We start from the raw sequence: 17,686 nt of genomic DNA on the forward strand, positions 1-17,686 counted from the left end.
ATACGTGCAGATGTTTTAGCCCATATACATGCTAACCACTCATATCATTTTTAAGATTGATGCAGTTAGACCTTGTTCTTGTTAAAATAATATGAGTTCGGGATAAGGAAAAGGATAATTGGGGTAGAGTTTAAATTTATAAATATTTAAATGTCAATAAGATATAAATCCTATCAACTCCTAAGCAATTCTCAGACCCTTATATCGACCTCACGTTAACTCAATAACATCGTGAAGGCCCTCGATAGCTGCAACCAATTATTCAGCAAAGCGGGGAGCAAATGATGATATCTGCTCCCCGCTTTTGCGCTATTTAAACTATTTAATCAGAATCTTATTTTTTACTGAATAACTGAATTTGGTAACTGAAGCTGGTGTCTTTTGCATATACTCTGTACTGTTCCAGCGGGCGCGGGCCGCAACCATACGAGCCAACACCTAAAGTTTTATGGCTGATGCATAATACTGTGCCTTTGCTTTTTGGCAAATCTATCTTGTACTCCACGTCTGTCATTTCTTCATCACTGTAAGGCAGCGCGGTTATCTGGAACAGCTCACCGGTTTGTTTAACGGCTATTCCGGTACCTTTAGCAGTGCTCACATTAGCCCACCTTACATCTTCATGGTTGCCACAATCCATCGGTTTTTCATATGGGGTTTGCTGCTGCGCTATGCTGCTTAAGTAATGGCCAACATCAAACCCACTCTTCCTGTCGGCATAGTTTTCCATTGGGCCACGGCCAAAATATTCAAATTGATCCATATCCTGTTTCAGGAACAACCGTACACCCAGCCTGGCCAGCACCAGTTTGGCATCGGCGTTAAAGCTCACTTTATTATCGGCTTTAATAACGCCATAGCTGTTTATGGTATAAGTTACCTGGTGATGAACAACAAAATCGTGTTTGCCGGTACCAGTAAGGTTTACCGTGATCTCCACTTGTCCGGCAGATGGCTGGATGCTTTTTACTGCATCGGCTTTCCAGGCAATCTCTTTCAGGCCATATTTAACCCAATCGTCATAAGCCCACATATCATCCTTACGGTGAGGCGCACGCCACAGGTGCAACATAGGGCCGCCGTTGTCCTGCAAAACGTTTTGGCCGTCTTTCTCCATTTTCGAGAAAGTACCTTTTTCCTTATTAAATTCCAGGCTAAAACCTTCGCCTTTTACCTTGATATTATTGCTGGCATCTAATAAAGTTAGTTTACCAGTTGCGGGTTGTTCTTTAGCTGCCGCGATAGCTATGGGCAGTTCCAGTTGCTGAGCAGCAACCTCAAATCCTTTTTTTGCCCACATTTTATCGGCAGCCAGGCTAAACGATACCCTCAGGAAATATTCTGCTCCGGGTTTAGGTGTAACATTATAGGGAACCTTGACATCAATCTCTTCACCCGGCTTAATCTCCTTAAGCGCTAAATGGCCCAACGATACAACTGTCCCATTTTCAGTTACTTCCCATTTGGCGGTTAAGCCGTTCAGGTTAATAAACTGGTAGCGATTTTTAATGGTAACCAAACCGTTCTTCAGGTCTTTCGGATGAATGCTGATCCACTGGTATGCATGTTTTAACTCGGGATAGTGCGGTTTTAACGATCTATCCGAAAACACAACGCCTTTATGTATAAAATACTGATCATTCGGATACTCGCCAAAACCGCCGCCAAAAGCGGTGATCGGGTGCTTCGGGTCCCGGTTATTGTAAATACCCTGGTCCTGCCATTCCCAAATAGCGCCTCCTAATAGTTGCGGGTATTTATCAAACAGGTCGTTATAAATATCAACCGAGCCCATGGAGTTGAACATGGCGTGCGCATACTCGCATAAGTAAAACGGCTTAGTCAGGGTTTGATCATTTGCGTGCTTTTCCAGGTTCTCCACATCGGTGTACATCTCGCTGTCCATATCGGCAGGATTGTTTTTGCCGATACCAAAACCCTGGTAGTGCGTTGGGCGTGTGTTGTCAATGTCTTTGATCACTTTCAGCACAGCCCTGAAGTTTGAGCCGCCACTGCCACACTCGTTACCTAACGACCAGATAATAACCGAAGGATGGTTTTTAAAATTCTCTACATTGGCAACGTTCCTATCAATAAGTGCGGCTTTTATCCTGGGCTCTTCATTAAATTCATCCCATGCACCATGGCTTTCCAAATTGGCCTCGGCAACCAGGTAAATTCCGTACTGATCGCACAATTCATACCATCTTGGGTCGTCAGAATAGTGGCAGGTGCGCACGTGGTTACAATTGGCTTGTTTAATGAGCACAATATCCCTTATCATTTGCTCCTCGGTAACCGCATGACCGTCATTTGGCCAGTTTTCATGACGATTTACACCTTTTAGTTTAATTGGCACTCCGTTAACCAGGAATAAGCGGCCCTTAATCTCGATATTTCTGAAACCGGTACGTGACGACATGGTTTCTACCGTGTTAGCGCCATCATTTATTTTTACAACTGTAGTGTATAGCTTTGGCGTTTCGGCAGTCCATTTTTGCGGGTTGTTTACATGGAAACTGGTTTCAACCGTTACTTCCTCACCGGGCTTTAAAGCCGGGATAGCTTTTTTGGCGATTGCGCCCGGTACAGCTACAGCGCCGTTGTATAAAGCAACGTCCAATAAACGGGCTTTAACCGGGGCTGTTCCGTAGTTTTTTATTTTGGCTGATACCAGCACATCGGCATTTTTATATTGTTTATCAAGGTTGGTTTTTACAAAATAATCCCTGATATGTTCCTGCGGACTGCTCCACAGCGTTACATTCCTGAATATACCGCTTAAGCGCCACATATCCTGGTCTTCAAGATAGCTGCCGGTAGTAAAGCGGTAAACCTCAACGGCTAAAATATTTTTGCCGGGTTTAACATATTTAGTCAGATCAAATTCGGCGGCGTTGCGGCTATTTACGCTGTAGCCCACTTTTTTACCGTTAACCCAAATAAAAAAACCCGCGTCAACGCCATCGAAGGTTATAAAAATACGGCGGCCGTTCCACTCAGCAGACACGGTAAAATCGCGGCGGTAGCTGCCCACCGGGTTCCTTTCTTTGTAGGCAGTATATTTTAAAGGCGGGGTACTCATCACCCTCGGGAAATCTTTTTGGAAGATATAGGTATAGTTGCTGTAGTAAGGCGTACCGTACCCTTCAACCTGCCAGTTTGATGGTACTTTGATATCTTTCCAGCCTGATACATCGTAGCCTGGTTTATAAAAATTGACAGGACGTTTTTGCGGCCAGTCCACCCAGTTAAATTTCCACAAACCGTTCAGGCTACGGCTAAAAGATGACGCGTGCCTGTTTGTGGCCAAAGCCTCTTTTAATGATGCGTAAGGCATAAGAGTAGCATGGCTGGCCTCTTTATTGATGCCGGTATTTTCAGGATCTTCTATCTCTTTAGGAACAGAGGCGGTATCTGATTTCGAAAGGCCATTATCCGGTTGCTGCTGAAAGCCGGAGCTTACTTTATAGCTAAAAATAAAAATGACGATCAATAAAACCCTGAGGAGTTGTTTATTAAATGAGGATTGGTACATGGGTATTTATAATAGTTGAAATAGGTTATGCTTTGTATATTGATTAAGGGCAAAGAAATATAAATTTCAAGCTTCAAAATTGTCATTATATACATATTTATTAACACATGGTACATTTCAGGCCGGATGTATTCAATTATCTGACATATAAAATCATTTTTGTGATTAGCATATTTCTGTACGTAAAAAACCGCTGCAAAGGCCGTAAATTCGGGTTGCATACAAAACCAATTAAAACAGGTAACCGGTTGCCTGCAAAACAAAAATGTACTTTACATTAGTTCGTAAACTGAGTATAAATGAATGTAAACAACCTGTTTTGGTTAAATAAGCATACGTGTATAAAGGCTTTATTATTTATTTTTTGCTATTGCCTGTTGCCGCACCAGGCCTTTAGCCAGGCGTACCCTTACAAATTCAACTATCTTACCGTTGATGAAGGCCTGTCGCATACCGATGCCAATGATATTTTACAGGATAAGCAGGGTTATATTTGGGTTGCCACCCATTTCGGGCTCGACAGGTTTGACGGCTACACGGTTAAAAAGTTTTACAACGGCAACGAGCCTCTTAATAACTCCTTCAAAAACCGTGTAAAGTGCCTTTATGCCGAAGACAATGGCAATATATGGCTCGGTACCGAAGGGGGCGTACAATGCTTTGACCCCAAAACAGAAAAGTACCTTGATTTCAGCGAGGTAAACAAACAGTACGTCCCTACTTTTGATAAGATGTTTAAATTAGCCGGTAACCGGATCTACGGCTTTATCGGCGATCAGCTAAAACTGTATCAGATCAAAGACAATATTCTTACGGAGCAAAAGCTGAATTTGCCGCCGGGGGTAGTATTTTCAGATATAACATTAGATAAAAACGGCCTTTTTTACCTAACCAGCAATAAAGGACTTTGGATACTTGATAAAAATAATCATTTTAAAAATTTGCCCATAACCGCCCTCCCCGATCAGCAACTCCATCGCATTTATTTTGATAACCGGAACAATATTTTGTTAGGGTCGGGCAATAAACTATTCCTGGTGGGTATCGAAGAAAAAAATTCCGCGCAGATTAAAAGCTTAACTTTTATTAAGCAATACATTACGGTAAACAAAGATCAGATTTGGAATATTGCAGAAGCGGGCACTTCTGATTACTGGCTGAATACCGGCTCGGACCTCATCAGGCTTGATGTTAACCTGAACCTGGTTCAGGTAGTGAATAATAAAGGCCCGCAACGGGGCTTAAACTCCAACTCGCTTAGCAAAATATTTATCGACCGGAGCGAGTGTTTATGGATCTGTACTTTCGGCGGGGGCTTAAACTATTGCGATCTTCACGAAAAATTATTTCATACCCTGCAGCATAACGCCGAGGCTAAAAATTCATTGGCGGGCAATCATATCCGGTCTGTACTGGCCGATGGCGATAAACTGTGGATAGGGACCACTGCCAACGGGCTAAACCTTTATAATTTAAAAACGCAAAAGTTTAGCTATTACAACTCCTACAACTCGCCTGTACGGTTAAAAAACGATGCAATAACCGCGCTCACGCTTGATAACGATCATAATTTATGGATAGGCAGCGCACGTGGCATCCAGGTTTTAAAACCAGATGGCATAACACTGTGGCAGCCTGCTACCTCCGATAAATTTCCGGATTATGTGATAGATACTTTTACCAAAGATTACTACGGAAATATTTGGTTTGGTAACCACCAAAACAGGTTTGGCGTTGTATGGAAAGATGAAAAAAACTATTACCACGTAAAATACTATGGCGTTGGCTTTTTTATTTTTGCCGATACCAATAAACCTCAATTGTTTATATCCAGCACGCAAGGTTTAAAACGCCTGTTGGTTGATAAACAAGGAAATATAACCCAAAGCTTTGAGTACAGGGCATCAGCAAAACCCAATTCATTAAGTTCTGATTATACCTATCCCATAGTTAAACAGGACGATAGCAACTATTGGATAGGCACCATCGGCGGTGGGCTCGATAAACTCACGTTAAATACAGGAACCAACACCTTTACCATTAAAACCTATGCCGGCGATTACGGCATTTTTAATGATGTGGAAAGCATGGAAATTGACAATGCCGGTAACTTATGGATGGGCGGCAACGGGCTGGAATGCTTTAACCCGGCAACCGGAAAACTCATCCGCTATGATAAAAATGATGGCTTACAGGGCAATAGTTTCAAGGTGGGCTCATCATACAAAGGCGCCGACGGCAGATTATATTTTGGCGGCATAAACGGCCTCAATTATTTCTATCCCGACCAAATTAAACCCAACATCATTGCCGCACAGCCTGTTTTAACCGATATTTTGATCAACAATAAAAAGCCGGGCTATGGAAAGCCGGGCATATCACAAGACCTTATTCCGCAAGCTATCGGCTATTGCAATAAACTAACACTTAATTACTTGCAAAATAATTTCCAGGTCTTTTTTTCGTCTATGCATTTTGCGAACCCCTTAAAGTGCAGGTATCGCTATAAATTAACCGGTTATGATAAAGACTGGAAATACACCGATGGAAAAACGCCTTCCGCCGCCTATAGCAACCTCGATTATAGCAGCTATCGCCTTATAGTTGAGGCCACCAATAATGACGGCATATGGAGTAAAAACCGGGTTGAAACCGATATCGCCATAACCCCGCCCTGGTGGAAATCGGGCTTTGCAAAAGTGGTTTACATTTTGCTGGCGCTATCTGCCCTTGCCGGTATTTACATATACCAGGCCCGCTGGTACCGCCTTAAACGGGAAATTGAGGTTAACGCCATCAACGAAAAAAAGCGGGAGGAAATGCACAAACAGCGCGAAGAACTTTACCAGCAGCAACTGATGTTTTTCACCAATGTATCGCATGAGTTTCGTACACCTTTAACCCTGATCCTCGGGCCGCTTGAAAATTTGATCAGTCAGAACAAAAACCCGGCTTTGGATTATTCGTACCAACTGATGTTCAGGAATGCCAAACGGCTTATCAACCTCATCAGCGAGCTTATGAATTTTAAAAAGGTATCTGACAGCATTATAAAGCTGCAAGTGCAGCCGCTGGTTGTGAACCTGTTTTGTAAGGATATGGCCTGGGAATTTCAGAACCTGGCTGTTAGCAAAGGCATCAGCTTTGAAATGACCGATCATACCGAAAACCGGGTATCGCCGGTAACAGGCTATTTTGATGTGCAGATATTAGAAAAAATCCTTTTCAACCTTTTAAATAACTCGTTTAAGTATACCAATAGCGGCGGCAAGGTATCGTTCGATATTTTTTTTGATATGGATAAATTCAAACCGGCTTTTAACACCGGCTTTGAGCTGTTGAATAAAGATCACCGGGCAAAAAAATACATCTATTTACGTGTTGCGGATACCGGCATAGGCATCTCCGGTGAATCTATCACCCGCATTTTTGATCGTTATTATCGTATCAGCAAAAATCATTTGGGCTCGGGCGTGGGTTTGGCTATGGTTAAAAGCCTTACCCAATTACATAAAGGCGATATTTACGTTTACAGCGAGCGCTACCAGGGCACCGAAATTATCATTGGCATACCCTGGGGCGAGGAAAACTACAATGAAGCCGAAAAAGCGGTTTCCCGCACAGAGATAGAAACCCAGCTTGAGGTGATAGATAACGCTATCCTGCCGCCATTACCCGATGAAGAAAGCAGCGGAGAACGCCCTGCTTCAAAAAGCAGGAAACACATTTTATTGGTTGAGGATAACCACGAACTGCGTACCTTTTTGAAAAAAGCGTTTGAAAACTATTATATTATTTATGAGGCTGGTGACGGAAACTCGGCTATTGAGATAGCAACTGAAAAAGTACCGGATATGATTATCAGCGATATCATGATGCCCGGTATGAATGGCATTGAGCTTTGTAAGCTTGTGAAAGATAAGTTTGAAACAAGCCATATCCCTTTTATTATCCTGTCGGCAAAGGATGCTTTAGATACAAAAATTGAGGGCATGGAATCGGGTGCCGATTTTTACTTTGCCAAACCGCTTAGTGTTGATCTTTTATTGCTAACCGTTAATAATATTTTTGAACAGGGCGAAAAGCTGAAACAGCGTTATACCAGGGATTATCTTTCGGCGGCTACAGAACTTGTACACTCAGAAAAAGACAAGGAGTTTTTCCAGAAGCTTATCACACTGATAGAAAACAACATGCAGGACCCCAACCTTGATGTCGACTTTTTATGCAGGCATTTGTATTTGAGCCGCACCAAGCTATATCAAAAAATCAAGAGTATTTCCGATCAATCGGTAGGTGATTTTATTCGTACCGTAAGGTTAAAAAAAGCTATCCAGATTATGACGCACGAAGATATTACCATGAACGAGGTTGCCGACAGGATAGGCTTGCAAAGTAATTCGAATTTTTCGAGGGCATTTAAAAAAGAATACGGTAAATCGCCAATGCAATTTATGCAATCATTAAAAAAAAGCTAAGCTGGTTTGTGGCCTGTTGCATTTACCTTATAAATTTTATTTATTGGCTAAAGTAAATAAGATAATTGAAGCAAAACCAAAGGCTTTAGCCAAAATGCCGGTTGAGCATTGAGGCCAAAGCCTGGAGTTATTATTTTATCATTGCTACAACGCCAACGGCAGCTACCCCCCGTCTTTTTAAAAGTAGCGTACCCGCAATAAATACTATTGCAGCTTCCAGCGCTGGGCAGCCCCACCATTCCAGCCCCATTGTACCAGTTTGTAGCCGTTTACCGATGAACTTGAATTATCAAGCACACCGCTGCTTGCCTGGTTCCATATTTTGTAAGAGCCGTCAGATTGCTTATCAACCCACCAACGCTGGTTGGTACTTCGGCTTGATGGATATTGAATAAGCTGCAAGCCGTTGGTAGTAGCTCCTCCCGGTACATCCAGGGCCATCCAGCTGTATTGGCTGATGATGTTCCATGAACTATCTTCGTTTTGGGTAAAATTCCATTTTTGGCTAAGCCCGCTATTTACCCCCCACAGCACAACACCCGTTCCGCTTCCACTCTGGCTGGCGTTATCAACAGCTATGCCATTTTGACTACTTACAATGAAATGTGTACCGGCAATATCATCGGGTATTGTGGCCGGCGTATATTGTAGCCATGCTACTGCACTGGCAAACTTGCTTGTTGCCAAACTATTATCAACCGGCGTTTGCTGATCCCAACCGTTCCAGGTGATATTATAATCGGTACGGCGGTGGCTCCAGATGGAGGTGGCATTTTGTAGCATCCAGGCATGGTAAGTGCTCCACATGCGGTTATCTCTCACAAAGTGCCCCACCCCCCGGGCAAATTCGTCGCCCCAGGTATTGAGGTAACTGGCGCTGTTGGTAATAATACCGTTGGTGGTCATGTTATTTTTAACATAATCAATAGTGCGTTTGGCATCGTTGTAATAATTTATGTTGCCGGTAATCTGGTAAAGTAAATTGGCATAATCAACAAATGTACCCTGGTTATAAACCGCCAAACCCTGGTTAACAACGTTATCACGATCTATACCTGTATATACCTGGCCTGTGGCTGAATTATATATGTGATGCCATACCCAATCATAAATCTGTATAGCTTTATCCAGATATGCCTGCTCGTGAGTACTCTGATAAATATAACAAGCTACTTTCCCCAAACTGTTATTTGAAAGCGCCTCTTTACTTATCGACTCGCCGGCAGGTGTCATATCGGGTTGCTGCTCCCAAATGCCGCCTCCGTTATATTGTGTGTCCCAGCCACGGTTGTAGGCCATGTTAAAACCATACTTGGCCTGGGTAAGAAAATTAGCGGTACCGGTAATTTGGTAGCCGCGTATCAGCGCAAGCGAAAACCAACCTATATCATCGTTCCAGCCGTCCCAGGTCCAGGGTGGAGGTGTATTTTGCAGCCAGGTGCTACACAGGTTATTTACTAATGTTTTATGTGCGGTGCTACCGGTACGTTCATAAGCGTCCTCGGCAACCAAAATATCTAACGATGCTACCCAGGTGCCATCAGCGGCGCCATCATTAATTGATTTTTTGTAATAAGTTTGTCCACCTGAGTTTACTAAAAATGCGCTGTTAAACGCATTAAAAGCAGCATCGGCATTGCCTGAGTTAGCCGAACTAAAATGAACTTCATGCTTTGAATCTGCCGTTGCTTGTTTTGCCTGCGGGGCTTCTGTTTTTTTACAGGCCGGGAACATGAGCATTACGCCCGCAGTAAGCGGGATTAGGCCCCGCATGACATTGCGGTTGTTTAAATGATCTTTCTTCATAAGATTGTTTTTATAGATTGTTTAAAATTGGATTGGTTATAATAGGGCATATGGGTTAAGGTATTTGGATATGGTGGCCTGGGCAGCTGTCTCGCCTATATTGCCTGCTTTATAGGGGGGGTAATACTATTGTTTTTCTTAATTGCAGAAATCATTGCGATGAAAAATAATGGCAACAGCACAGCGCTACCTGGGTTTCCCAGGTAAAAAACATGTTTTTGATGTGGCGTTGTGCGTAAATTAAATTTCTGTTAACAAGCGCCAACCCTGGCATTTTTTGTTGTGGGCAGAAATGGGCTTTGTTACTAAACTTAAAACGGTAAACCCTATAGGTGGGCTATTTATTTTCCACCTATAGGGTGTCATTTTTTTAAAAGGCGTTTAATTCCGCTATCTGGGTATAGGAACCGTTATAGGCAGAATTAACGATCACCTTAAAGTAACGGGCGTTTTTGAATCCGTTAGGCAAAAATTGCTTTTGCAGGTCCTTATTATTCAACAGATTAAATGTACCTGCGTCAACCCAGGCAACATTATCCAGGCTTACCTGTATATTAACCTCGTTGGGCTTACCGCCGCCATCGCCCTGCCTGCCTACAAATGACAGGCCGTGCAGCGTTTTAACCTCCTTCATATCAATAACTAAAAAATGGGGCGGCCCGGGCGATCCTCCCGACCACTGCGTGTGCCAAAAAGTGCCTGTATTGCCATCGAGCGAAAAAATTGCCCGGCCATTATTAGGTCCTTCGCCATTAGCTTCCTGCGAAGAAAAGCCAATGATGGCCCAGTTGGCGCGGTCATAATTGGGGTAATCGTTAAAATCGGGCTGGGCTTTCAGGATGTAATAGGTAGTAAGCAGGGCCTCATTTACTTTTACAGTGGTATTGGTAATACTAACAGGTAAAATATAAGTTTTTAACGCATCCATTGCTCCCGCCCCACTGGTTTTTACGCTGATAGTTAGAGGAGTGGTTGTAACCATACCTTTAGGGATAATGGCAGATGTTGCAGATAGCGTGTAGCTATCGGCGGGTAACAGCGGGTAGTGCGTATTATTAACCATGTTAAAAGTATCTGCTTTGGTTTGTATTACCGCAAAACCAACGGGGATATCGCTGCCCGGGAAATCCTGCCCTCCAAAACCGGCGCCATAAATAAGCGCCTGGGCCGTATCTGTTATTTTAAAGGTTTTAACTACCGGGCCATTTACGGCTTCGGGCATATAAACCCGGCTATAGCTTGCTACCGGCTGACTTGGCAATACTACATTATCCTTACAGCTCATTAAAAACATGCATTGTACACTACATGCCAGGCCAATGAATTTTAATATTTTTTTAGTTGTCATAACTTTTGTATTAAAAAATTAATGCGTTATTACCATCCGGGGTTTTGAACAATAAGCTTTGATCGATCCATATCATATTGGCTTATCGGGAACCAATACGAAGCCGGTGCCCTGAAAAGATGTTTACTGACAACTGTTCGTTTATAAAAGTCGTCGCCATCCTTGTTCATGTTCATACCATGCATATCGCCCATAACCTGCGATGCTATTTTCCAACGGCGGATATCAAACCAGCGCAATGCTTCAAAGGCCAGTTCAACACGGCGCTCCTGCCAGATGCGGGCGCGCATATCTGCCTGGCTTGGAGGCAAAGGCAGGGCTGCTGTGCCATATTGCGGCACCCCTGCTCTTTCCCTAATCAGGTTTAGGTATTTAACAATATCAGGGCTGCCGGGGCTAACTTCATTTAATGCCTCGGCATAGTTAAGGTAAACCTCGCCAAGCCTAAAGAGCGCCAGCGGACGCGCCTGTTGGGCGCCGTTACCACCAGAACCCGAATTGGTTTGGGTGCCTACATTTTTGCGTACCAGGTACCCCGTTTTTGTAAAATCAGTTGGGTGACCGTTTTTGCTGTTTGGCCCACTCACAAAAAAGCTGATTGGCGACGCCGATTGCATATTGCCACCCTGAAAAACGCTGTTATTATAGGTTACCGAAGCATAAAAACGGGGTTCGCGGTTTACATACATATTATATATTTGTATGCCGTTAACCGTAGTATAGCCTGTTTCTGAATACAACGACGATTCCTGGATAGTTTTACCATCGCTCATAAAATAGGCATCTACCTGCTCCTGCGTTACACCTATACCATCCCAGCCCCCGGCTTGCCTTGGCATACAATGCGTATCCCAGTTGGGCAGGCTATTGGCTTTACGGTTAAATATTTGCTCCGAATTCCACTGTTGTAAAAACACACCCTGGTATGATTTTACAGGGTTACCGCCAGGATCTTTATACAACTGATATAACCCCAGGTCAATAACCGCTTTAGCGGCATCAGCCGCCTTTTTCCATTTTTGCACATCATAGCTTTGGTTAATAAATGGCTTGCCATCCGCAGTTTTAAATGAGGCATAATCTGTATTGCCGTTGTATAAGGGGCTGGCAGCGTATAATAACAGCCTTGCTTTTACGGCCAATGCCATACCAACCGTAGCACGCCCATATTGAACATCGCTTGCCTGCCCGTTATTTGAAGGTACAAGTGGCAGCACCGAAGCTGCTTTATCCAATTCGCTGCTTACATAATTTACACAATCATCATATGTACTACGGGGTAGCTGCATATCTGCGGCGCTGGCATCGGCAGGGATTTCCTTTTCGCCCACCAATACTACCGGGCCATACTGGCGCATCAACAGAAAGTAGTAATAGGCCCGTAAAAATCTTGCTTCGGCTTTATACTGATCAATCAGTTGCTGTCCGTTCAGGGCCAGGATCTCGGCATTACCATCAATATGGTTAAGGAAATATGTAGCCGCCCTAATACCGCTGTAATAATAACCCCACCTGTCAAATATGGCGTTACTGGCGCCAATGTTACCGATATTGAGATCGTAAATAATATATTTTGACCATGTTACGTCAATTTCATCGGCATTGCCCATCCAGGGGTTTTGTGTCCACTGTTCTGATTGATCGTCTACATAGCTGTATATATTAGCCAGGTACTGCTCTGATGGTCCCTTTTTTTGAAACACTTGCTCGATGGTAACGCGGTCATTGGGCACCTGATCAAGATATTTTTTACAGCCACTGCTAAAAAGCAATACAACCGTTAACATTACAGCACTGTATTTTATGATAGTATTTTTCATAATTAATTATAATTGAATGATCACGATTATTTAAATGTGCATTTAATGCCCAGGTTATATGTTTTCAGTAAAGGATACTGTGCTCCCCTACCGTCGCCCAGCTCTACATCCCAAAGCTTAAATCCACTTACCGTGAGCAAATTGTAGCCTATAAAATATAGGCTTAGGTTTGACATGCCTGTATGGCGCAGCCATGGCGAGCGGGCAAAATCATAGCTTAACTGCAAGGTTTGCAGGCGCATAAAGGCACCATTTTTTACCCACCAGGTACTATTTGCATAGTTCATATTGTCGTTACCATAAGTAAGGCGGGGATAAAAAGGGCGGGGATTAGTGCTGCCGGGAGTCCAGCGGTCAGTGATTTGGGTAAGCAGGTTACCGCGCTCGCCACCCTGGCTAAACGGCTGCAGGCCATCGCCATTTAGCGAAACATCTACGTTGCTGATGCCTTTAAACCAGCCGGCAATAGCAAAGCCTTTATAACTAATGGTTGGCCCAAAGCCATAAACAATCTCAGGGATGCTGCCATAACCTATCGGGCCCTGATCAAAATTATCTATCTTACCATCGCCGTTAAGGTCTTTATATTTAATATCACCCGCCTTGTTTGTTCCGGTTTGATAAGGGCTATTGGCTACGTCGGCATCGCTTTGAAAAAGACCAAGGTCGGTATATCCAAAACGCTGACCCAGTTTACGACCTATCCGCTGCTGCCAGGGGTATGGCCAGGGTGCGTTGGCATCATTTATTACCTTTGCCCTGTTCCATGTAAAATTGCCCCGGAAACCTAATTGCCAGTCGGTATTTATCCGCTTATTAATGTCGAGCGTGGCGTCGATACCCCGATTATGTACTTCGCCAAGATTGGCATAAGGCAAAGTTCTGATACCCGTATAGGTTGGCACATCGCCGCGCTGGCGAAAAATACCTGTGCGGTTTTCCTGGAAAACATCGGCAGTTAAAGAAACGGCATTATCCAATGTTTTAAGTTCAATGCCAAAATTTTGTTTTTTTGCCTTTTCCCAGGTAACACTTACTGCGTAATCGCCAATGTCAAGCCCGCTGATGTTTTGGTCTGTACCATTTTGACCGTAGGAGTAACCACCGTTACCGCCGCCTACTGTCGAGATGTAGGCAAAGCGTCGGCCGCCAATGTTACTATTACCCACCACACCATATGAATACCTGAGTTTCAAAAACTGAAAGGTACCGGCCAGCGGTTTAAAAAAAGACTCCTCTGATATTACCCAACCAAGACCAAATGAAGGAAAAAATCCAAACCTGTGGTCGGGTGCAAAAGTTTCAGAACCATTGTAGCCAAAATTTGCTTCGGCCAGGTACTTATTATTGTAGGCGTAGGTTACACGCCCTGCAAGCCCCATATAACGATATGGTATCGAACTGATAAAATCGTTTGCAAAGGCATCCTCTTTATCCGATTGATTGTATAGTATCAGCCCCGAAACGGCATGTTTACCAAATGTGTTGGTGTAATTAATTGCAGCCTCTGTATAAAACTGGCGCGTACCACCATTACTTCTGGAATAACCAAGAAAACTTGTGCCAACAGATGTTTTATCGAGTAATAGCTTTCCATTGGCATCACGCCCGGTAGCCAGGTAGCCATCAACGGTTTTTGTACGGCTGATGATGTGCGTGTTGTAATTATCAAAAGAATACATAGCCGTAGCCGAAAGGCCCTTAAGGATAGTGCCTAAATCCTGGGTTACCCTGATATTGCTCCACAACTGACTCCTGAATTCGTTTACATACCCACTTTGAGTAAGCAGGTTATAAGGATTGAGCACATCGCCGGTTCGGATTTGCGAATGCAAACCGTTTGAATATACCGGTGGAATTACTATTGGCGGCATAATATAGGCCGAACTCCAGATGGCGTCAACAGAACTTCCGGGATAATTACCATTGCTTATCCATCCCGAAGCGCCAAAATCTACTTTGGTTGATTTAGTTACATTTAATGTAAGGTTTGATGTAAAGTTATACCTGTCAAACTTAATGGCCGAGTTATAGTTAGCCAGCTGATCTGTTTTGTACAATCCGTTTTCGTTGTAGTAACCAACAGACAGATAATACTGCGCGTTTTCGGATCCTCCGTTGGCATTAACCCTGGCCCGACGGTTTTGGCCAGTTTTGTTAAACAAAATTTTAAACCAATCCACATTGGGATAAAGGTCGGGGTCGGTACCGTCGGCTGTCTTCTGGATACGATCGGCAGAATATTTAGGCAGGGCATCACCGGGGTTACTGCTTTTGTAAGCTTCGTTGGCCATTTGCATATAGGTAACGCCATCGGCAAACGAAGGTATTTTTGTAAATTCGGTAATTCCCTGGTCATATTGGGCATTTATGGTTGGTTTGCCTACTTTACCTTTTTTGGTTTGGATAAGGATAACACCGTTTGCGCCACGTACGCCGTATACAGCCGTTGCCGATGCATCCTTAAGGATGCTGAAACTGCCAATGTCTTCAGGATCTACGTTAGACAGTTCCCGCTCAACACCATCAACCAACACCAGGGGGCTGCTGCTTGTGAATGTAGATATGCCCCTGATGTAGATTTCGGCATTGTCATATCCTGGCTGGCCGCTACGCTGCACACCTATAACCCCGGCAACACGGCCGGCAATCAAATCGGATAGATTAGCAACAGGCTGCTTCAATTCTTCGGCCTTTATGGTGCTTATTGCACCAATTAGGCTTACTTTTTTTTGCTGCCCGTACCCCACCACTACTACATCGTTAAGGCCGGTTGACGTTTCTTTAAGGGTCACATTAATTTGTTTGACATTATTAACAGGTACCTCCTGCGTGGCGTAACCTATAAATGTAAAAATAAGTGTGCCGCTTCCATCAGGCACCCTAATAGTATAGGTACCATCTCCACGGGTTGAGGTAACGGTTGTACCGTCTTTGAGCTTTACAGTTACGCCTGGCAGCGCTAAACCTTTTTCGTCAACAACCTTGCCGGTAACAGTTATGGGTAACACTTGGCTGCCGGCGCCCTGAGCGGGCATTTCGCCACTTGCTTTTCTTTTAACTACAATCATATTTTGAACAATCTCATAGCTTAAAGCCTGCTGCGAAAAGCATTGATCAAGCACTTTTATAAGTGGCTGATTTACGACGATTAAGCTAACAGGCCTGGCCTCTTTAAGCATCTGATTGTCGTACACAAACTCCACCCCGCTTTGGCGGTGCAGTTGTTTAAACACAGCCAGCAGAGAAGCATCCTTCACTTTCAGACTTATGTTTTGCGAATAGGTAGCGGCGCTTACCTGAAGCAATGCCGTTACCAATAAAACAAAGGAGAGTTTCATTATCAGCAAAAATTTTAATAGGATACGGGAATCCCTTTTGCACGGGAATGCAATCGAAAATTTATACATTTGGTTAAGGTTAGTAATTAATTGGTTGTAAGAAATAATCAGTTATTGATCCTTAATGCCGAAAGGTGTTTTGACCGGGAGTACTTCCACCTACTCCTGGTCTCTTTTTTTTAAGGATCGTTATGAAGCTTTATGTAATGGTTAATCCATAACGACTACCCTCCTTCCTTCCATTTTGAAATGAACAGATCCGGTTGCCTCAAGTGCCTTTAGCACCGCATCAATATTTTTATAGCGCGAAATAGTACCGCCAAAGTTGTTTTGGCTTGTTTTATTCTTAAAAACCACATCTACGTTGTACCAGCGGCCTATTTTCATCATAATGCTTTGAATGTTTTCATTGTCAAATACAAAAAAACCATCTTTCCAGGCTACTATATCGTCGGTATTAACCTGCATCACCTCAAAACCGCGATTATGATAATTGTATACCCCCTGCTGGCCGGGGACCAGGTTTTGGCTTCCGGCAGATGAATGCAACCTAACCCGGCCCTGTAACAAAGTTGTTTTTACACCGACATCCTCCGGATAACCCGTCACGTTAAAATGAGTACCTAAAACCTGTACATCCATGCCGTTAACCGATACCTTAAATGGCATCGCCTTGTTTTTTTCAACTTCAAAATAAGCTTCGCCAACGAGCGTAACCCGGCGTTCTTTACCGGCAAATGCCACGGGATATTTTAAAGATGAGGCCGAATTTAGCCACACTTTTGTACCATCAGACAGCACCGTTTGAAATACCCCTCCGCGAGGTATGGTGAGTGAATTGCTATCGGTATTTTTATGTATTTTTTCGCTATTATTTGCATAATACGTTAAAACACTGTCGTTTATTTTTTTTATAATAACTCCCGACACTCCCGCTATCTGGCCATTTTTGGCATCATGCAGCACAATAGACTTTCCATTGGCAAGAGTAAGATAAGCCTGGTTTTTACCCGGGCGAATAATGACAGCTGTTTGATTTGGTGCTCTATCTTTTGTTAAATAATGAAATGAAAAAATACCGGTAATTATAGCAAAAAACACGGATGCGGCATACCATATCCAAGGTTGAAATATCAGCTTCTTTGTTGTCTGGTGATAGTCAATATCTGTGCTGGCTTTGATTTTTGACATAATCATTTCCTTTATCCGCCGCTCATCGCCAAGGGAGTTTTCCCATTCATTGTCCATGAGTTTTATTTCAGAATAGTAGCTTTCCAGTTGCCTGATTTCTTCGTCAGAACATTGGCCGGAAAGGAACTTTTTGTACAGTGAAATGAAATCCTGCTTCGACATTT

7 protein-coding genes are annotated in these 17,686 nt (G+C 43.4%); 1 reads left to right on the forward strand and 6 read right to left on the reverse strand.

The window, feature by feature from the left end; all coding sequences use genetic code 11:
• Nucleotides 1–334 precede the first annotated feature (334 nt).
• The gene (locus AC1RM2_RS27665) at nucleotides 335–3,538 is read right to left on the reverse strand and encodes a glycoside hydrolase family 2 TIM barrel-domain containing protein (RefSeq protein WP_492988393.1); all 3,204 of its coding nucleotides are present in this window, start codon (nucleotides 3,536–3,538) and stop codon (nucleotides 335–337) included.
• Nucleotides 3,539–3,837: 299 nt separating this feature from the next.
• On the opposite strand from AC1RM2_RS27665, the gene AC1RM2_RS27670 reads away from it, so the two are divergent.
• Nucleotides 3,838–8,016: a hybrid sensor histidine kinase/response regulator transcription factor gene (locus tag AC1RM2_RS27670; RefSeq protein ID WP_492988394.1), complete on the forward strand. Its 4,179-nt coding sequence runs from the start codon at nucleotides 3,838–3,840 to the stop codon at nucleotides 8,014–8,016.
• A 204-nt stretch (nucleotides 8,017–8,220) separates the two neighbouring features.
• Here the strand turns inward: AC1RM2_RS27670 and AC1RM2_RS27675 are convergent, their stop codons facing one another.
• The 5 genes from AC1RM2_RS27675 to AC1RM2_RS27695 form a co-directional block, all read right to left on the reverse strand.
• Nucleotides 8,221–9,822: an RICIN domain-containing protein gene (locus tag AC1RM2_RS27675; protein WP_492988395.1), complete on the reverse strand. Its 1,602-nt coding sequence runs from the start codon at nucleotides 9,820–9,822 to the stop codon at nucleotides 8,221–8,223.
• A gap of 370 nt (nucleotides 9,823–10,192) precedes the next feature.
• Nucleotides 10,193–11,170 carry a discoidin domain-containing protein gene (locus AC1RM2_RS27680; RefSeq protein ID WP_492988396.1) on the reverse strand — a complete coding sequence of 326 codons (978 nt, stop codon included), beginning with the start codon at nucleotides 11,168–11,170 and terminating at the stop codon, nucleotides 10,193–10,195.
• A 29-nt stretch (nucleotides 11,171–11,199) separates the two neighbouring features.
• On the reverse strand, nucleotides 11,200–12,990 hold the full coding sequence (locus AC1RM2_RS27685) for a RagB/SusD family nutrient uptake outer membrane protein (protein ID WP_492988397.1): 1,791 nt from the start codon (nucleotides 12,988–12,990) through the stop codon (nucleotides 11,200–11,202).
• 26 nt (nucleotides 12,991–13,016) lie between these two features.
• Nucleotides 13,017–16,331, reverse strand: a complete 3,315-nt coding sequence (locus AC1RM2_RS27690) for a TonB-dependent receptor (RefSeq protein ID WP_492988398.1) — start codon at nucleotides 16,329–16,331, stop codon at nucleotides 13,017–13,019.
• A 210-nt stretch (nucleotides 16,332–16,541) separates the two neighbouring features.
• On the reverse strand, nucleotides 16,542–17,684 hold the full coding sequence (locus AC1RM2_RS27695) for a FecR family protein (RefSeq protein WP_492988399.1): 1,143 nt from the start codon (nucleotides 17,682–17,684) through the stop codon (nucleotides 16,542–16,544).
• Nucleotides 17,685–17,686: the final 2 nt, after the last annotated feature.

The sequence above is a fragment of the Mucilaginibacter sp. GW822-FHT03E02 genome, from assembly GCF_058801545.1.